Genomic DNA, 19237 nt, shown 5'->3' on the forward strand with positions numbered 1-19237 from the left:
AGCACATTATGTCAATAGTAAATTAGTGGGAATGATAATCAATTGTATATATAAATGAAAACTATTTTTATTTATTAGTTATGCACTTCCTTGTGATATCTACTATTATTTGGTTATATTTTCACTCACTTTTGGCGTAAACCAGACAAAATCAGCATATTCGCTGTTCAACGAAACGCCCTGTTCTGCAATAACGAATACAACCATTTTTTCATTTGGCGCTATTTTCTTCACATGTTGAGGCACCCCCATGGCTTTTACCGCATGATATCCCCCCGCATATAACAGAGCAGGTGATGGTGCTTTAACCAATTGTTCTGCCATTCGTTGGTCACGCATTTGTTGAATTTTGCTCATAGCTGAGAGGTGTTGCTCGTCTATATCCCCACCGTGGGAGTTTTTAATCGTTTTTTCGATCAGTTTTTTGACATCATCAGAAACCAGAGAAGTGTTATCTCCAGCCTTGTGGTTTTTGTATGCCTGATCGATTTCACTGCGATCCAGATTGGCTGCCAACAATGGATAAGGGGCTTTCATCAGCTCCATAACCAAATCACCATACCATTTCCACGGCCAGCCCTGTTGCCATGCCAATAATTGTTGGATCCGTTCATCCCTGACAATCGGATTACCTTGTAGCCAGCTTTTAACTTTATTCACTTTTTCTTGCTGGTCTGGGTTAATCATTTCTAGTAATACAGAGCCGTGGGGACGTTTTTGCCCAAGTTGTTGTACCAACCATAACTCTATCTGGTGATGGTAAGGATTATCGTGTTTTTCACCAACAACAACGCGAGGATAGCTCGCCAGTTGCTCAAGCAGTTCATCGGGAGTGATTGCTTTCCCTGTTTTCATATCAAGCAATGCACCGGATTGCATCAGTTCGCCAGAAAGAACTTGAAATGCCTTTTGAGAGGTGTTTTTGGCATCGTTTTGCGCTACGGAACAACCTCCGAGCACACAACCACCAAGCAGAAGAGAACAAACTAAAAATGTCGATTTTATGCGGGTAGATGTTTTCATGAGCATTCATTATCAAAAGAAAAATTGGCCGCATATTATAGATAATGAGAACTATTTACAAATAAAAATACCCTGCGAAGCATAGACTTAACAGGGTAGCTCACTCATCCCGATCTCATTGCTAAAATCGGGACAGTAACAAACATGACTTACAGAGGATTGGTTTGTGCTTCAACAGCTGCCAATGCCACCATATTCACGATACGACGCACAGAGGCAATCGGTGTCAGGATATGAACAGGCTTCGCAACGCCCATCAGAACTGGCCCAACCGTTACCCCATCCGAGCTAGTGACACGCAACAAGTTATAGCTGATACGGGCTGCTTCCATATTTGGCATGATCAACAAATTCGCAGAGCCTTTCAACGGGCTGTCCGGCATGATATCGCGGCGAATACTTTCCACCAGAGCGGCATCACCGTGCATTTCACCGTCAATTTCCAGTGACGGAGCCATTTGCTGAACCAGCTCCAGTGTCTTACACATTTTTTGCGCAGAATCACAATCTGAAGAACCGAAACTTGAACGTGACAACAGAGCCACTTTAGGTTCAATACCAAAACGACGAACAGTGTCAGCCGCCATCAGCGTAATTTCTGCCAATTCCTCTGGGCTTGGATCTTCATTGACATAGGTATCGGCAATAAAAGTATTCCCCATCGGCAACATCAAGGCATTCATGGCACCTGCGGTATGTACTCCCTGACGGAAGCCAAAGACATCTTTCACGACTTGGTAATGTTCACTGTAGCTGCCGACCGTGCCACAGATCAAGCCATCCGCTTCACCACGGTGTACCATAATTGCACCAATCAGTGTTGGGTTGCCAATCACTGCACGACGCGCCTGCTCTTGAGAAACGCCACGACGTTTCATCATTTGATAATATTCTTGCCAATATTCTTTGAAGCGTGGGTCATTTTCGTTGTTCACCACTTCAAAATCTTTACCGGCTTCAATGTGCAGACCTTGCTTTTTGATCCGCATTTCAATGACGCTAGGACGGCCGATCAGAATAGGGAATGCCAACCCAAGGGAGACGAGTTCTTGTGTGGCATGCAACACGCGAATGTCTTCTCCTTCTGCCAATACAAGGCGTTTCTTCTCTTTTTTCGCTTGAGAGAAGATTGGCTTCATAAACAGGTTGGTTTTATAGACAAACTCATTGAGCTTCTCAATATATGCCCCGAAATCGGCAATAGGCCGTGTTGCAACGCCGGATTCCATCGCTGCTTTCGCCACAGCCGGGGCAATCTTCACAATCAGGCGAGGATCAAACGGTTTAGGGATAATGTAGTCAGGGCCAAAGAACAGGTCTTGATCACCATAAGCTGAAGCCACTTCCTGACTTTGTTCGGCGAGCGCCAGATCAGCGATAGCGCGCACACAGGCAAGTTTCATTTCTTCATTGATGGTAGTCGCCCCAACATCCAATGCCCCACGGAAAATGAATGGGAAGCACAGGACGTTATTCACCTGATTAGGAAAATCAGAACGACCAGTACAGATAATCGCATCAGGGCGAACTTCTTTTGCCAGTGGTGGCAGGATTTCCGGCTCCGGATTGGCTAATGCCATAATGAGCGGATCTTTCGCCATGGTTTTCACCATGTCCGGAGTCAATACTCCCGGCCCAGAACAACCGAGGAAAATATCGGCATCGGGGATCACATCTGCCAGTGTACGGCTGCCATTATCTTCAATAGCATAATCCGCTTTGGTCTTTTCCATATTCTCTTCGCGGCCACGATAGATAACCCCTTTCGAGTCACAGACAACAATATTTTCACGTTTCAGACCCAGTGCCACCAGCAGGTTCATACAGGCAATCGAGGCAGCGCCAGCCCCCGAGACAACCAAGCGCACTTTGCTAATATCTTTGTTAACAACCCGTAATCCATTCAGTACTGCTGCGGTACAAATAATTGCCGTACCGTGTTGATCATCGTGGAATACAGGAATTTTCATGCGCTCACGAAGTTTCTGCTCAATATAGAAACACTCTGGTGCTTTGATATCTTCAAGGTTAATACCACCGAAGGTTGGTTCCAGGGCGGCAATGATATCAATCAACTTATCAGGGTTGGATTCATCTACTTCGATATCAAAAACATCAATGCCAGAGAATTTCTTGAACAAAACGCCCTTGCCTTCCATAACAGGTTTACCGGCTAACGCACCAATATTACCTAACCCTAAAACAGCACTGCCGTTGGAAATCACTGCAACAAGATTGCCACGAGCAGTATATTTGTAGGCCGCCAAAGGATTTTTTGCTATTTCAAGACAAGGGGCAGCAACACCCGGTGAATATGCTAATGCCAAATCACGTTGCGTTGTCAGGGGTTTAGTTGGAGTAACCGTAATTTTTCCTGGTTGTGGAAATTCGTGAAAATCAAGAGCACTTTGTTTTAATTTTTCGTCCATCATTTGATCCTTTACGCGTCATGTCAAAGTGAAAATCTGCCCAGTATAATAGTTACAGAAGGTTAAATCATGATGTTAGCAACATTTTGTTCATAATCCCTCAAAATCAAAGGGTAAAAAACAAACAATAAATGATTTCATGCTAACCAATATTATATAGATATTATCCTAATGATACCTATAGAGAGGTATTTCATATCCAATTAATAACCTGATAAATTAATTAAAGAAGTATTTTAAAGTCAGCATTTAAAATAAGTTTACAAAAACAAAAATTAATCTATAAAATATTCCTATAAATTTATTTGGAAAATTATAAGCAATTAAGGAAACACATTTTCTTATGAAAGTGAATTTTATTTCACCTGAATGGTTAAACCTGTTTGCGATATTTCTATTTTTATATCAGGATATATTTTCAGAATCTCATTAACGATGATTCAATATACTCCATAAAAATCACACAGCAATTTAACATAAAGCAGAGTCCTGTCTTTTATGTTTTATAAAACATAAAATCTGCATTTCTATATGGGAGAAAGAACATGCATAATCATTCAGTCATGATAGTCGATAATCATCCTATCACTCGTCACGGCTTAAAAGGGTTGATTGAATTGGAAAGAGAACTCATTGTGACTGCCGAAACTGACAATGGTGAAGATGCAATTAATATCGCTTGCCAGATAAGACCTGACATTATTTTGATAGATCTGAAAATCCACGGACTTTCAGGGATTGATACGATTAAATCCCTTCGGCGCAAAGGTTTTGATTCCTATATTCTGGTACTCTCCAATTCAGATCATCGAAGTGATATTTATGAGGCGGTTGATGCAGGTGCAAATGGCTATTTATTAAAAGATATTGAACTCGTTCCTCTGTTGAGCAACATAAAAAAAGCCGCCGACGGTCATGCTGTGTTCAGTGAAAAAGTCCATCAATATTTATCCACCCGCCATCTTTATGTCGATCCATTATCAAAATTAACCAAACGCGAATTAGATGTCTTAAAAGAAATTTCAGAAGGAATGACAAATAAAGAAATTGCTGACTTCCTTTTTATTTCGGAAGAGACTGTGAAAGTCCATACCCGTAACTTATTGAAAAAACTTACATCCCGCTCCCGTCTCGAAGCCACTATCATCTATCTGAAACATAGGAAAACAGAGTTCATCTAACATTGGGGGCTTTCTCAACATCCCCAATATGAAACACAATTTCCCTAAGTTTTGTTAGCGGGGAAATTGTGAGTTATCAAAAATGGCCAATTAATTCAAAATAAATTAATTTCGTATCTAATAAATATAGATAGATACTATTTTTTTATTTATTATACTTTCCGTTACTAATCTATCTCTTCCGTCGTCTCTTGTTGCAGACAATTTGAATACCCACAGCATAAATGTTAGGAGATAAGCAGGCAGAAGGCATGCACGATGAGTGCTATCTGGATAAAATACCAAATTTCCCGCATTATGTCGGATATGTTAAATAAGACCAAGGATCTCATCATGTCGGATACCACTTCTCATAAAACATTCACTCTCTACGGTATCAAAAACTGCGATACTATAAAAAAAGCACGTCGCTGGTTAGAAGACCAAGAGATCCCCTATCAATTTCATGACTATCGCGTTGATGGTCTATCCTCTGAGCTACTCCAATCATTTATTGAACAAATAGGCTGGGAATCCCTGCTGAATACCCGCGGTACAACTTGGCGCAAATTGTCTGAAGAACAAAAAGCAGCCATTAATAATGCAGAGGCTGCCAAAGCACTGATGCTAGAACAGCCCTCAATCATAAAACGCCCTCTCTTGACCTCACGTACCGTGGCTTCAAAAACAGTGACTTCAAAAACAGTGACCTCAAAAACAACGGGATCAGCAACAGAAAAGTATTTACTCGGCTTTAAAGTCGAACAATATCAACAATTTTTCTCGCATGACTAGATAAGGACCCATCATGACTTGTCCAGTAATTGACCTTGCTCAACAGTTAATCGAACGTCCTTCTGTCAGCCCAGATGATCAAGGCTGTCAGGAAATTCTCATTCAGCGTCTGCAAGACATTGGCTTCACGATAGAGCGAATGCCTTTCGGTGATACTCTGAATTTTTGGGCTTATCGGGGAACAGGAGAAACTTTTGCTCTTGCTGGACACACCGATGTTGTTCCTGCTGGTGATACCTCACAATGGCAAACTTCCCCTTTTGAGCCGGCTATCCGCGATGGGATGCTGTATGGTCGTGGTGCCGCAGATATGAAAGGTTCTCTGGCTGCAATGGTTGTAGCTGCTGAACGTTTTGTCACAGAGAATCCTGAGCATAAAGGTCGTCTTGCCTTTCTGATCACCTCCGATGAAGAAGCCAAAGCGATAAATGGTACAGTCAAGGTAGTTGAAGCGTTGATGTCTCGCCATGAACGTCTGGATTACTGCTTGGTGGGAGAACCATCGAGCCAGCAACAACTTGGGGATGTGATTAAGAATGGGCGACGAGGTTCCCTAACCGCCGATCTGACTATCTTTGGTATCCAAGGACATGTCGCCTACCCTCAATTGGCAGATAACCCCATTCACCGTTCACTGCCCTTTCTGCAAGAACTGGTCAATACTCGATGGGACAGTGGCAATGAGTTTTTCCCTGCCACAAGTATGCAAATCGCCAATATTCAGGCGGGAGCCGGCAGCAATAACATTATCCCTGGTAAATTATGGGTTCAATTTAATTTCCGTTTCAGTACCGAACTGACAGATACCGAAATCCGCCGGCAGGTTGAAGATATGCTGAAAAAGCATAACCTGAGATACGAACTTGATTGGTGGCTATCAGGCCAGCCTTTCTTGACCAGTAAAGGCACACTTGTTGATGCCGTGGTTGAATCAATTGAACACTATTGCGGATATAAACCAGAGCTATCAACCAGTGGCGGTACATCAGATGGGCGTTTTATTGCCAAGATGGGGGCGCAAGTCGTGGAATTGGGGCCAATTAATGCCACGATCCATAAAACCGATGAATGCGTTAAGGTAGCTGATTTACAGGAATTGAGTCTGATTTATCAACGTATCATGGAGCAATTAATCAAATGATGACACCTGAAGTGTTGGTTGGCCTGTCCACGGATCATTTGGTAACTCTTGCCGGCAATCACCGTTTACAGTTCAATGCCACCAAAGCGTTTCTCACCATGCAGAAAGATGCTGTCAAATCGGGCTTTAAGCTACAACCTGCCAGCTCATTCCGCGATTTCACACGCCAGCAAACTATCTGGAATGAGAAATTTCGCGGTCAGCGCCCAGTATTGGATGATCATAGCCAACCCCTTAATATCTCAGGAATGAGTGAAGGTGAGCTTTGTGAAGCCATTCTCCGTTGGTCAGCCCTGCCGGGGGCGAGCCGTCATCATTGGGGTACCGAGTTGGATGTTTATGATCCATTCCTGCTACCACAAGGTAAAAAGCTGCTGCTAGAGCCGTGGGAGTATGAAGACGGTGGCTACTTTGAGCCATTGACTGATTGGCTGACAGAAAACATGTCTCATTATGATTTCTACCGCCCATTTACTCGTCACGACGCTGGTGTAGCTTATGAGCCGTGGCATATCAGCTATTGGCCTACATCCCATGAAGCCGAAAATTTATTCGATGAGCAAATGCTACTAAATGCTTGGCAAAATCGTGATATAGCCGGTATAGATTGGTTGAAATCCAATCTATCCTATGTATTTGAGAAATACATCAGGATAACTGATTAGGCTCCAAGAGCCTCATGGAGGAGGCCCTTAATATTCTGAGGAAAATACAATGCATTGGTTAATAGATTATTGGTGGGTTGTTCTGTTAGTGCTCGTCGGCATTATCATTAATGCGGTAAAAGCGTTAAATCGTGTCGATCAAAAATATTTCTTAGATAACAAACCGAAATTACCCCCCCATCGAGATCTTAACGATCAATGGGATGATGAAGACGATTGGCCTAAACAGGATCGTAAGAAATAACCCAATTTTTCCAGTGATTGGCAAGCACCTCATCTATGTTTGCCAATGCATGAGCAGTCTCTTCCCGCCAACGTTTCAATAACGCTTTACGCCCATTCAACGATAAATCACGTGTGCACTGTTCAATATCTATCCGCTGCTGAAGGTGTTTTCTCAATGCAGGCAAAGCCAAATCACTCATTAGCAATAATCGCTGTAATGCAAAATAAGACGCAGACAAAGGGCGATGGGCAAATGCAAATCCAGCCAATTCCTGCCAATCATTGCTATTGAATCGCTCATCAGCATCATGTTCAATCGGTAACTCAAAGCCGAGTAACGACTCTAGCCCGATAGCATCACGGGATAATTGCTGCTGTGCGGATTGAGTAAACCGTATACCCTGCTCGCTCAACGGCAAGATCGCCATCGCTGTATAGCAACCACTGCTCGCTTCTCGGTGAGTCCCCATTCTCACCAATCGAAAACCACATTTCTGCCAAAGCGCCCAAAGTTCAGCGGTATAACCAAAACTAACAGAAAGAAAGTCCAGCCTGTGTTTATTGGCTTCCTGGCTCTGTTGGGTTATAAAATGTTGAGCAATGCCACGACGGCGATATTGTGCTTGCACAGCGATACGGCTGACTCGCTGTGATCGCAAAGTCGCAGCCTGCGGAAAGCCGCCATGTGCCGCTAAGGATTGAGCCACCAAATTTCCTCTCGGGCGACGCCGTCCTGCCCATATCTCATGTGCCAATGCCGGTGATAAACCACCTTCATTTACCATCCACAGTGCACCAGCCAGTTGTTGCTTATCCGCAGGGAAACGAGACATGGCAGCCAGAAATGTCATCCCGTTACCATCCAGTAATCGACGTAAATCAAGGGGAGATGTGCGGTAATGGGCGCTGGTTAATAATCCATAAAACTGGCGCAATAATGTGGGCTGTAGCAACCACATGGATTGCTTAATAGAGTAAAAATTCAGCTCTTTTTCAACATTGAAATAGGCTGACTGTTCATCAAGCTGCAATGTATCATCAAATAGCGGTTTATCATCAAAGAACAGTGCGCTATCCAACCACGCTTCCAATGGATCATTTTCAGCCCAACGCATGGGTGTTTTCAATTCTCGAATCTGGCATTCAGGTAATGCAGCACAAAGCTTCAATAAAAATCCACGCCCCGTTCCCTCATAGCCTTGAACCGTTGAAGTTAGTAATACTCGTGGGAAATGGCAGATCAATTCAGCCAATTGTGGCGTTGGGATCACCGCGGCTTCGTCAATCAATAGCCAGTCAGCGCCGTTTTTATTTTCCTGTCCGCCATTTTTCAATCGGCAATATTTCAGTAAATTATCTACCGCCCAGAATGGCGTTTCTCGCTCCGAAGTTTTCGGTTCAGCAAGATCTGAAATACCGGAGTAACGGCGAATGACTTCCGTTGTGATTTTTGCAGGCGCACATAACCAACATTTGCCTTGCCAATGCCGTACCAGCATTCCTGCCAGAGCAGATTTCCCTCGTCCTCGCGGGGCAGTGATTACCCAAACGCCCCGTGAAACCTGGAATAATTCTTCAAGAATAGCTAGCTGACTAACCGTTGGATTTCCATCCGGCATCTGCCATGAATCAGTCTGAGGTAATGGCTGCGCCTGGAAAGGCGTTCCCTGTCGCCATAGCAATACGTTAGGTAACGCAAGGATCTGCTGCTGAATATGCCGAATAAAATTAGGTGTCGGGATGACTCCCACCGATTCGTTCCAACGCAAGCTATCTTCATCAGATTGTTCTAACCATTGTGACCAAGTAGGTACACGCATCACCAACCAGCTTCCCGCTTTTAATGTGCCAGCCAGTATCGCCAATGCTTCAGCATTAAAACCATGAGTCGCATCAAAAACACCGTGCAAAAATTCACGTCCAAGTAAACTGACCGCTTTTGCCGGCTCAATGGCCTCATCTGCATGAGATGAAACCGTTAGCCAATCTCCATGAAACTGTTTTTTAAATTGACCAACAATCAATTCACTCCATTGAGGATCACCACTCAATACGACTAAACGGCGCTGTCCTTGTTGTTGCATCTGTGCCTGCAACGTCACCCATTCCCTATCCAGAGTAGTCATCAGCACAGTCATGATTTACCAATCATGATCGATAAAATACCAGCAGCAATCAGTGGGCCAACGGGAACCCCCTTAAATAGAGCGACTCCCAATATTGTGCCGACCAATAATCCGGCTACCGTAGAAGGCTGGCCGGACATTAAAGCAACACCACGACTTCCCAGCCATGACACAATGACACCAACAGCAATAGCCAACAGTGATTTCCAATTCAGGAAAGAACTAAAAATTTCCTGAGCGGAGATTTTTCCACTTGCGATAGGTGCCATGACTCCTACAGTCAGAATCAGGATACCTATCGTCAAGCCATATTTTTCCACCCAAGGAAAAAACTGATTCAATGGCGTGATGCGAACCACCAGTAGCAATAACATGGCAAGCGTAACTGTCATGTTATGACTGATGATGCCAAGACCTGCCAATACAAGCAAAATAAGTAAAGTGGGATCAATATGGCTCATGAATTTCTATTTCCTACAACACAATATTTGATGATTTTTACACCAGATAACATACGTTCTAATAAGAAACTGAATAATAACTTAAAATTTTTGTACTTAATCAAAAATATTTATATTCAGTGGACGAATGCTTATTAATGACTATATTCACAAATAAAACAAGCGGTAATAAGAACGACATGAAACAGATTTTCCCTATGATTTAAGTGTCATACCTAGATTGGGTAAATAGTTTATCGGATTACATTTTTCAACATTCTTGATTTAAATAATAACAATGATAAATAATAACCAAGCCCGATCATAATACGACCTTGCTTCTTGATGATGGAAGGTATAACGACATGGGCAATTTATTCATAACGTCAGTAACAAGTTAATTTAATAGTAACTTACTGATAAAAAACAACAATTTTACCAAGGTGAATGCGGAAAGGTTGTAAGGAATGCCTTGCAAACAGGATGCGTTCGTATAAACAAATATGAGAAGATTAACGTTCTCCATCATGGCCTGTATTTCATTAGCGGGTTGCACCACTCAATGGGTACCTGCAACAAGTAGCCCGACTCCTTTCAATGAAGCAACTACTGCATGCAATGAATTGTCATCAAGGCTATTTCCTGTAAAAAATGAAGTTGCCCAAAGATCAGCACTCAAAACAGTGCGACAGCCCTGTGTAAACGGTGTCGAATGCGGAAAAGACGGTTATTACAACCAAAGCGTTCCCATAACCGAAAGCTATGTTATGGATGTTAACAAAGATTCCAGAAACCGATATTTCTACAACTGTATGCAACAAAAAGGCTGGAAGCAAAAAACTAAATACCTGTTCTAGTGTTCACATAGTCAGCAAAATCATGTTTGGGTAGTTGATATCATCTATTAACCATACTATCCATCCTTGCGCTAAGGATGCCCTGTATTGCAGGGACATCCTTAACTCAAACTAAAATCCCGAAGTAATCGTTTGCGTCATTAATCCAAAATAACGCCAATACGGTGTGCAACTTCTTCATACGCTTCAATCAAACCACCAAGGCTCTGACGGAAACGATCTTTATCCATTTTATCCATCGTCTGTTTATCCCACAGTCGGCTACCATCCGGAGAAAACTCATCACCCAATACGATCTTACCGTTGAACAGACCAAACTCCAGTTTGAAATCCACCAGAATCAAGCCAGCATCATCAAACAGTTTGCTCAATACTTCATTGGCCTTGTAGCTCAGGCTTTTCATCTCAGATAAGTGCTCTTTGCCCACCCAACCGAATGTTTCGCAGTAGGATTCATTCACCATCGGATCATGTTTGGCATCATCTTTCAGGAACAGATCAAACAGTGGAGGATTAAGTACCATCCCCTCTTCCACCCCCAAGCGCTTCACAAGGGAGCCCGCGGCACGGTTACGGATAACGCACTCAACAGGCACCATATCAAGTTTTTTCACCAAGGATTCATTATCTGACAGTAGCCGTTCCATTTGCGTCGGAATACCCGCTTCTTCCAATTTGCTCATAATGAAATGATTGAATTTATTATTCACCATGCCCTTGCGATCAAACTGTTCGATGCGTTCACCATCCAATGCTGATGTATCATTACGGAATTCCAGCACAAGCAGGTCAGGATTGTCAGTGGCATACACTGTTTTTGCCTTTCCACGATACAACTCAGCTTTTTTTTGCATTTTATACTCCAGAAATATGACATCTCAAACGTAAAGAATTAAACAAAAAAACTCACCTAAAATATAAAGGGGCCTAGGCCCCTTTATATTTTACTTATCTGTGGATTTGCTGAATGCGGCTTCCAGCACAGCCACCATTTGATCATTTTCAGATTGAGTCAGCGGTTTGCCCTTCTCACTGATAAATTGCAGGCTGCTTCGGTTATCCAAATCACCCACCTGTAACTTGTAATTTCCTTCGCTGATAGAAGGCGCTTCTACACCCAGCGCTTTCCAATCAGAAGAACTGCGTTCTTTGTAAGTCACGGCTATTGCTCCCGTAGAACGGGTACGATCCGTCACTTGCATACCTACGCTTTCCAACGTGTATGGCAACCTGTTCCAAACTACGTTGTATGGCGCACGAACAATAATTTGTGGCAGTCCAGTATTATCGCTACCACTTTGTACGGACAGTGCACCAGAATCTTTGGTACTGTTTTGACTCGCCTCTTCCTGTTGCAGGCTTAAACCACCCGCCAGTTCGTTGAGCATCAACACATTGTAACGCTGGATTTCTACCGGATCGGTGGTGTCCTTTTCGCCATGTTTCAAACCTTCATTCGAAACAGACAGAATTGTTTGATAATCCTGTTGGGCAACCGAAATACGGTAACGCCCCTGATAAGGAATGTTTTCATCTGTCCGTGGCCAAGTAATCCAATCAGTTGTCAATGTTTGTGCAGCATCGTCTTTCTGGCTGATCTGATAATTTTTCTTCGCCAACAGATTATTTACCTGTGACCATAATTTGCTGTATTCCGAGGTATTTTCAAGCAACAACTTACTGCTTTGAGCGCTATTCTCAACGCGGGAACCCGTCAATAACGCAAGCGCCTGCAATGGCGGACGAATATCCAATTCTTTACCCACTGCGCCTGTTGAAGTCGCTGACGGAAGACTATATTCACCGTTTTGCAACGGTAATGTCATTCCCGCAGGGATGTTCAATGTTTTTGATGGGGGCGTTTCAAGATAAGATTCATCCCCGTTTACTTGACGTTTATAGCGCTGATCGCTGGAGCAGGCTGCCAAAAAAACTACCAATGACAGGCCAGCAACCTTCATGACCTTCGATTTTTGCAATAATGTTGCCATTAAAATTCCCTAAATTTTACAGTAATCCAGCCACTTTCAAGGCCTTATCAACTGAAATTTGCCCTTCTTGCGTTAGCGGAATCATTGGCAAACGCAGTGTGTCATCGGCAATCAATCCCAATTGACGGCAAGCCCACTTGACTGGCGTCGGGCTAGGTTCAACAAATAATTGATGATGCAATTCCATCAGTCGGTTGTTCAGGCTACGGGCCTTCAAAAATTCACCCTGTTCAGCCAATTCGCATATCTGTGCCATTTCCGCTGCTGCAACGTTCGCCGTCACAGAAATAACCCCTTTGCCACCAAGCTGCATGAAATCGACAAAACTTATATCATCACCACTCAACAGAATGAAATTTTCATCATTAACCAATTCTTGGATCTGACTAACACGACTTAAGTTCCCCGTCGCTTCCTTAAACGCAACAATATTTTTCAATTTCGCCAAACGAGCGGCAGTCGATGGCAATAAATCACATCCGGTACGAGACGGCACATTATACAGGATTTGTGGTAAGTCAGTATTCTCGGCTACTGCCTTATAGTGCAAATATAATCCTTCCTGTGACGGCCTATTATAATAAGGTGTCACCGACAGGCAACCCACAACTCCCGTGTTTTCGAAACGGCTGGTCAGCGAAATGGCTTCAGCCGTAGCATTTGCCCCTGTTCCGGCAATCACTGGAATGCGCCCATCAGCCACTTCCAGTGTTGCCAGTACGACAGCAACGTGTTCATCATGGCTAAGTGTTGCACTCTCGCCAGTTGTCCCAACAGACACAATCGCAGATGTACCACTGGCGATATGATAATCAACCAGTTTTTGCAAACTGACCTTATCAACCTGACCAGCTGAGTCCATCGGAGTTATCAATGCAACCATGCTGCCTGTAAAACCAAAATGATCGCTTACCATTGCCATTTCCCCTTAGTTAAACCTTAAACCGCAAATGAGAAGTTCATGGTACTTTCTTGTTATACAGAAGAAAACTCTTTAAGGGCGCGATTTCAATGAATTTTGTTAATACCAAGTGTAGCCGATTAAACAGAAATTATAATCGTGCTCCCCTAACAAATGCGATTGACCTTCTCCTGATCATTTTTTATGTTAAAACACAGCATACACAGCAGACATCTACGACCATTAAAGGAAAATCACTTTGCCAACATCAGAACAACATTTTTTAGTGATCACGGCCCTCGGTACAGATCGTCCCGGCATCGTCAATACTATCACCCGCCTTGCCAGCACATGCGGCTGTAATATTGAAGACAGCCGTCTAGCAATGTTTGGCGAAGAATTTACTTTTATCATGTTGCTATCCGGTAGCTGGAACGCCATTACCTTGATCGAGTCCACTCTGCCACAGAAAGGCGCAGAGCTTGAGCTACTCATTGTGATGAAACGTACCCGATGTGGTGCCCAGAAAAAATTTCCTGCGACCATTATCGTCAAAGTGGATGTGGATGATTCACCGGGGATTGTTGAGCGTTTTACCAGCCTGTTCACCACCCAGAATCTTAATATCGCTGAATTGGTATCAAAAACGCATCCCGCCGAAGGAAATAGACCCCCTCGCCTGCAAATTCAAATTACAGGCCATCACCCCTTAGATGATAATGGCACTATATTTAAAGAAACCTTCCATCGTCTATGTACAGAATTAAATGCACGAGGCAGTATTAGTGTACAAAATCATTTAAATCAAAACGATTAAACGGAGAATGCGTGATGAATCCATTGAAAGCCGGTGATAGGGCCCCCCAATTCAGCCTTCCTGACCAAGATGGTAAACCCATTAATTTATCTGACTTCAAAGGTCAGCGTGTTTTAGTTTATTTTTATCCCAAGGCCATGACACCCGGCTGTACAGTTCAGGCATGTGGCTTGCGTGACACGATGGGTGAACTAAAAAGTATCAATGTGGAAGTGCTGGGGATCAGTACCGATGTCCCTGAAAAGTTATTCCGCTTTGTCGAAAAAGAGATGCTGAATTTCACGCTGCTTTCTGATGTTGATCATAAAGTTGCCGAGCAATTTGGTGTTTGGGGAGAAAAGCAGTTCATGGGGAAAATCTATGACGGCATCCACCGCATCAGTTTCCTGATTAACCCACAAGGCGATATTGAACACGTTTTTGATAAATTCAAAACTAGTAACCATCATCAAGTTGTGCTGGACTATCTGAAACAGCATTTATCATGAACCTGTTTTAATATCCTTAATAGATTTCAAGTTGCCGCGCGACCAACAAAGCGGCAACTTGAATAATGAAGGATATGATCAGATAGCATGAAGCAGCGACATGCGTATATATGACTCGACATCACAATCCCCACATTTACTTTCATTGCCATTGCTGCAAATAACATTACTTCATTGGGATTCGCCATTATCATTCTTCCCCTTCAATTTTGTCTTCTGGCCAGACATGAATGACTGCCTTGATTAACGTGGCCAATGGAATAGCAAAGAAAACACCCCAAAACCCCCACAACCCGCCAAAAATAATCACAGAAAGGATGATGACCAGTGGATGAAGATTGACCGCTTCCGAAAACAAAATTGGCACAAGGAGATTACCATCTAATCCCTGTACAACCAGATATGCGATAAACAGCGTCCAGAAATCAGCGCCAAGACCCCATTGAAACAACGCCACAATAATAACCGGAATGGTGACAAGTACAGTGCCAATATAAGGAATTAGCACAGACAAGCCGACCAAAACCGCAAGCAACAAGGAGTAATGTAATCCAAAGAAGGCAAATACAGCATACGTACAGATAGTCAATATAACCATTTCTGTGACTTTACCACGGATATAGTTGGTAATCTGTTGGTTCATTTCGCGCCATACTTTTCCTGCCAAACCGTGATTACGTGGCAGTACGCGCTGTAATACCGCTACCATTTGATTTTTGTCTTTCAACAGGAAAAATACCATCAAAGGAACAAGGATCAGGTAAATCGCGAGTGTCAACAAACCAATCAGAGATGCCACCGAAAACTTAAAGGCGGATTCACCAGCCAGAGAGAGTTTGCTCCGCAGATTATCGGCGATCATGTCGATGATACCAGCATCAACCAGAGCAGGATAACGGGCAGGTAAAGTATGCGCATACTCATTAAAACGGTTGAGCATATTAGGCAAATCAGAAAACAAATTTAATCCCTGTTGCCAAACGGTTGGGGCAACAATCAGGATAATCAATGCACTTATCCCCATAAAAACTGTTAATACAATGGAAACGGAGAGCATACGGCTGCAACCCAATTTTCCTAATTGCACCGTTGGCCATTCCAGCAAATAGGCCAGTACAATAGCGGCAAGGACAGGCGCCAGAATTCCATTGAAAAAATAGATGATCCCAAACCCAACCAGCAAGATGACTGATAATGCAACAACTTGTGGATCAGTGAAACGACGGCGATACCATTGCATGATCATATCCAGCATAAATACAACTCCTTGACAGCGATACTCAATGAGTATTTTTTACTAAAAATTACTACGATTGGCAGATTTTAAGATACCCTTTGCTATCATACACGTATTCATGAAATTGATAGCTAATTGAAGTACAGTGTTTTTATGAGGATCATTTTATGAGAATCACTTTATGAAAAAAACGCCGAAAAAATCTCTGATAGCCATCTTTATCAGCTTGTTATTATTAGGAAATACTTCTCTATTCTCCGCACCAGCTGAAGATTCACTGCCTGATATCGGCACCACGGCGGGGGCTACTCTCAGCATCAATCAAGAAATGGCAATGGGCGATTTATATATACGTTCGATACGAGCCCAAGCACCTTTGATTTATGACCCTCTGCTAACGCAATATATTGATAAATTAGGCCAAAGATTAGTCAAGCATGCCGATTCAGTAAAAACACCTTTCCATTTCTATCTGATCGATAACCCCAATATTAATGCTTACGCATTTTTCGGTGGTAATGTTGTACTTCACTCAGCCCTATTCCGCTACAGTCGTAATGAGAGCGAACTGGCGTCAGTCATAGCCCATGAAATTTCCCATGTGACACAACGACATTTAGCACGATTAATGGAAGATCAACAGCGTAAAAGTCCCTTAGCTTGGGCTGGCGCACTGGGCTCTATCTTGCTTATGATGGCCAGTCCACAAGCAGGTATGGCTGCACTCAGCGGCACACTTGCCGGTTTCCAGCAAGGTATGATCAGTTTTACTCAATCGAATGAGCAAGAAGCCGACCGTATTGGGATGCAAACTCTCAGACGAGCAGGATTTGATCCGCATGGAATGTCTAACTTCATGCAAATGCTGGCAGATCAATCCCGCTACAGCTCCAAACTACCAGAGATGCTATATACTCACCCATTACCCGACAACCGTTTAGCTGATGCCCGTAATAGGGCAAATCAATATTCGACTAAGGCCATTCCTGAATCTCAGGATTTTCTGTTCGCTCGTGTCCGTATTCTGACAAAGTACCCGCCCGAACAAGAACAACGTTCTCATATTGAGCAACTGCTGAATAAATATCGCCAAGGAACTGCCGAAGAACAGCTTGCTGCTGCCTATGGACACGCTATTTTGCTTTCTCAAGATAAAAAATATGCTGAGGCTAGAACGATACTGTCACCGTTATTGGATAAGCAACCGGATAATACTTGGTTTATCGATACAATGACTGACATTGATATCGAACAAAAACAGTATGCGAACGCCATTACTCGATTGCAGGACGCACTCAAGAAACAGAAAAACAACCCGATACTGCAAATCAATCTTGCAAACGCCTATCTCCAGGCCAAGCAGTATCCGCAGGCATCACAACTCCTGTTTCGTTATACTTTCAATAATCCTGACGATCTCAACGGTTGGACACTGTTGACAAAGGCTGCTGGAAAACAAGGGAAACACAATGAAGAGCTGGCGGCTTATGCAGAATCCGTGGCATTACAAGGTAAATTTGACATGGCTATAGAATATCTCAGTAAAGCCAGTGCATTGGTAAAATTGGGTAGCTATGATCAAGAACGATATGATGCCCGTATTGATCAATTGCGCCAACTGCAACAAAGTTATGACCAATATAAAAAATGAGGGATTTTTACATGCAACAAGTTACTTTCTACCACAATCCCCGCTGCTCAAAGAGCCGTGAAACACTCAAGCTAGTTGAAGATCTCGGCTTTGCGCCAGAAATCATTCACTATATCGATACATCACCTACGGTGGAACAGCTTGCCGTGATATTGAAACAGCTCGGTTTCAAAGATGTTCGCCAATTGATGCGAACCAAAGAAGAGCTCTATAAGGAATTAAATCTCGGTGATGATTCGTTATCTCAAGAAGCATTACTTCAAGCGATGGCTGAAAATCCAAAATTGATAGAACGTCCGATTGTTGTTGTCGGCGATAAGGCTCGTTTGGGTCGTCCCCCTGAGCAAGTGAAAGAGATTCTCCGCTAATCATCTTTCAGAACAATCACCTTAAACAATCACCGTTAACCAATCACCGTTAAACAGTCACCTTAAAAGATAGCCAAATGAAAAAGTGATAGGGATATATTTGCTATCACTTTTTCATCCAAACCTTGTTGTCTTCCTGCCTTATTGACTCAAAGCTCAAGGATATCTTTCACAAACGGGATCGTCAGTTTGCGTTGTGCTACAATGGAAGCCCGATCAAGCTCATCCAAAGTTTTAAACAACGTTTGCATTTCCCTATCGAGCCGTTTCAACACAAAGCGTCCGACATCCTCAGGTAATTCAAAACCCCGTAATTTTGCTCGCAATTGCAATGCTTGGATTTTTTCATCATCAGACAACGGCTGTAATTTGTAAATTTGCCCCCAATCCAGACGAGATGCCAGATCCGGTAACGTCAAGTTAATCTGCCGTGGGGGACGATCACCTGTGATCAAAAGACAAGTTTGGCCAATCTCCACAATCCGGTTATAAAGATTGAAAATAGCCATCTCCCATTCCTGATCACCAGCAATACACTCAATATTATCGATGCACACTAATGATAAATGTTCCATACCATCAAGGACTTCGGGAACAAAATAGGCACGTTTATCCAGTGGTACATACCCCACCGCTTCTTCCTGTTGAGATAATTCGGCACAGGCTGCGTGAAGCAAATGACTCTTGCCCCCGCCATCGCGGGACCAAAAATAGATATAACTACCGTGTGACTGACTAATGGCCAATTTTATTGCAGCTAATAAGGAAGTATTCTCACCTGCAAAGAAACTGGCAAATGTTTCATCATCGGGCAAATATAATGGTAATGAAAGCTGCGACGGTGTATTCAGAAGCACCTCAAACAGAATGGATAACGAACAGTGTTAAGTCTACCACAAAAAGTCTCTATAAATGAAACGAAT

Annotated in this window: 19 protein-coding genes; 10 read left to right on the forward strand and 9 right to left on the reverse strand. The window is 43.1% G+C overall.

Annotation, left to right across the window (positions count from 1 at the left end):
• Positions 1 to 105: 105 nt before the first annotated feature.
• The gene (locus tag H8A87_RS04045) at positions 106 to 1023 is read right to left on the reverse strand and encodes a ChaN family lipoprotein (protein WP_198688701.1); all 918 of its coding nucleotides are present in this window, start codon (positions 1021 to 1023) and stop codon (positions 106 to 108) included.
• Between the two features lie 149 nt (positions 1024 to 1172).
• Complete coding sequence (gene maeB, locus H8A87_RS04050; protein ID WP_198688762.1) at positions 1173 to 3452, reverse strand: NADP-dependent oxaloacetate-decarboxylating malate dehydrogenase; 2280 nt, start codon at positions 3450 to 3452, stop codon at positions 1173 to 1175.
• A 545-nt stretch (positions 3453 to 3997) separates the two neighbouring features.
• On the opposite strand from maeB, the gene H8A87_RS04055 reads away from it, so the two are divergent.
• From H8A87_RS04055 to H8A87_RS04075, 5 genes are all read left to right on the forward strand, one after another.
• On the forward strand, positions 3998 to 4633 hold the full coding sequence (locus H8A87_RS04055) for a response regulator (protein ID WP_198688702.1): 636 nt from the start codon (positions 3998 to 4000) through the stop codon (positions 4631 to 4633).
• A 333-nt stretch (positions 4634 to 4966) separates the two neighbouring features.
• A complete protein-coding gene (locus tag H8A87_RS04060; RefSeq protein WP_198688703.1) occupies positions 4967 to 5407 on the forward strand; it encodes an ArsC family reductase in 441 nt (146 codons plus the stop codon).
• 13 nt (positions 5408 to 5420) lie between these two features.
• Entirely contained in the window at positions 5421 to 6548 is a 1128-nt protein-coding gene (gene dapE / locus H8A87_RS04065; RefSeq protein ID WP_198688704.1) for a succinyl-diaminopimelate desuccinylase, read from the forward strand.
• Positions 6545 to 7213 carry a M15 family metallopeptidase gene (locus tag H8A87_RS04070; protein ID WP_198688705.1) on the forward strand — a complete coding sequence of 223 codons (669 nt, stop codon included), beginning with the start codon at positions 6545 to 6547 and terminating at the stop codon, positions 7211 to 7213. The genes dapE and H8A87_RS04070 overlap by 4 nt, the downstream gene beginning before the upstream one ends.
• 49 nt (positions 7214 to 7262) lie before the next feature.
• Positions 7263 to 7457 (forward strand): YpfN family protein, encoded by a 195-nt coding sequence (locus H8A87_RS04075; RefSeq protein ID WP_198688706.1) that lies wholly within the window; start codon positions 7263 to 7265, stop codon positions 7455 to 7457.
• Here H8A87_RS04075 and H8A87_RS04080 read toward each other — a convergent pair.
• Both H8A87_RS04080 and H8A87_RS04085 read right to left on the reverse strand, forming a co-directional pair.
• Complete coding sequence (locus tag H8A87_RS04080; protein ID WP_232370057.1) at positions 7435 to 9576, reverse strand: tRNA(Met) cytidine acetyltransferase TmcA; 2142 nt, start codon at positions 9574 to 9576, stop codon at positions 7435 to 7437. The genes H8A87_RS04075 and H8A87_RS04080 overlap by 23 nt on opposite strands.
• The gene (locus H8A87_RS04085; RefSeq protein WP_198688707.1) at positions 9573 to 10025 is read right to left on the reverse strand and encodes a DUF441 domain-containing protein; all 453 of its coding nucleotides are present in this window, start codon (positions 10023 to 10025) and stop codon (positions 9573 to 9575) included. Before H8A87_RS04085 ends, H8A87_RS04080 begins: the two co-directional genes overlap by 4 nt.
• A gap of 482 nt (positions 10026 to 10507) precedes the next feature.
• Here H8A87_RS04085 and H8A87_RS04090 point away from each other — a divergent pair, with 482 nt between their 5' ends.
• Positions 10508 to 10861 (forward strand): hypothetical protein, encoded by a 354-nt coding sequence (locus H8A87_RS04090; RefSeq protein ID WP_232370058.1) that lies wholly within the window; start codon positions 10508 to 10510, stop codon positions 10859 to 10861.
• A gap of 140 nt (positions 10862 to 11001) precedes the next feature.
• On the opposite strand, the gene purC is transcribed toward H8A87_RS04090, so the two are convergent.
• The 3 genes from purC to dapA all read right to left on the reverse strand — a co-directional run bounded on the left by purC (position 11002) and on the right by dapA (position 13768).
• Positions 11002 to 11715, reverse strand: coding sequence for a phosphoribosylaminoimidazolesuccinocarboxamide synthase (gene purC, locus H8A87_RS04095; RefSeq protein ID WP_198688708.1), 714 nt, complete (start codon positions 11713 to 11715; stop codon positions 11002 to 11004).
• A gap of 90 nt (positions 11716 to 11805) precedes the next feature.
• Positions 11806 to 12852 (reverse strand): outer membrane protein assembly factor BamC, encoded by a 1047-nt coding sequence (bamC, locus tag H8A87_RS04100; RefSeq protein ID WP_198688709.1) that lies wholly within the window; start codon positions 12850 to 12852, stop codon positions 11806 to 11808.
• A 16-nt stretch (positions 12853 to 12868) separates the two neighbouring features.
• Entirely contained in the window at positions 12869 to 13768 is a 900-nt protein-coding gene (dapA, locus tag H8A87_RS04105; protein ID WP_198688710.1) for a 4-hydroxy-tetrahydrodipicolinate synthase, read from the reverse strand.
• Between the two features lie 244 nt (positions 13769 to 14012).
• Between dapA and H8A87_RS04110 the strand changes: the two genes are divergently transcribed.
• Together H8A87_RS04110 and bcp are read left to right on the forward strand one after the other, a co-directional pair.
• Entirely contained in the window at positions 14013 to 14570 is a 558-nt protein-coding gene (locus H8A87_RS04110) for a glycine cleavage system transcriptional repressor (protein WP_198688711.1), read from the forward strand.
• A 14-nt stretch (positions 14571 to 14584) separates the two neighbouring features.
• On the forward strand, positions 14585 to 15058 hold the full coding sequence (bcp, locus tag H8A87_RS04115; RefSeq protein WP_198688765.1) for a thioredoxin-dependent thiol peroxidase: 474 nt from the start codon (positions 14585 to 14587) through the stop codon (positions 15056 to 15058).
• Positions 15059 to 15248: 190 nt separating this feature from the next.
• Here the strand turns inward: bcp and H8A87_RS04120 are convergent, their stop codons facing one another.
• Complete coding sequence (locus H8A87_RS04120; RefSeq protein ID WP_198688712.1) at positions 15249 to 16313, reverse strand: AI-2E family transporter; 1065 nt, start codon at positions 16311 to 16313, stop codon at positions 15249 to 15251.
• 163 nt (positions 16314 to 16476) lie between these two features.
• Between H8A87_RS04120 and bepA the strand changes: the two genes are divergently transcribed.
• Both bepA and arsC read left to right on the forward strand, forming a co-directional pair.
• Positions 16477 to 17946: a beta-barrel assembly-enhancing protease gene (bepA, locus tag H8A87_RS04125; protein ID WP_198688713.1), complete on the forward strand. Its 1470-nt coding sequence runs from the start codon at positions 16477 to 16479 to the stop codon at positions 17944 to 17946.
• Between the two features lie 11 nt (positions 17947 to 17957).
• Positions 17958 to 18314, forward strand: a complete 357-nt coding sequence (gene arsC / locus H8A87_RS04130) for an arsenate reductase (glutaredoxin) (protein ID WP_198688714.1) — start codon at positions 17958 to 17960, stop codon at positions 18312 to 18314.
• A gap of 149 nt (positions 18315 to 18463) precedes the next feature.
• Here arsC and hda read toward each other — a convergent pair whose 3' ends face one another.
• The gene (hda, locus tag H8A87_RS04135) at positions 18464 to 19171 is read right to left on the reverse strand and encodes a DnaA inactivator Hda (protein ID WP_198688715.1); all 708 of its coding nucleotides are present in this window, start codon (positions 19169 to 19171) and stop codon (positions 18464 to 18466) included.
• Positions 19172 to 19237 lie beyond the last annotated feature (66 nt).

Source organism: Xenorhabdus lircayensis, assembly GCF_016306625.1.
Classification (GTDB): Bacteria; Pseudomonadota; Gammaproteobacteria; order Enterobacterales; family Enterobacteriaceae; genus Xenorhabdus; species Xenorhabdus lircayensis.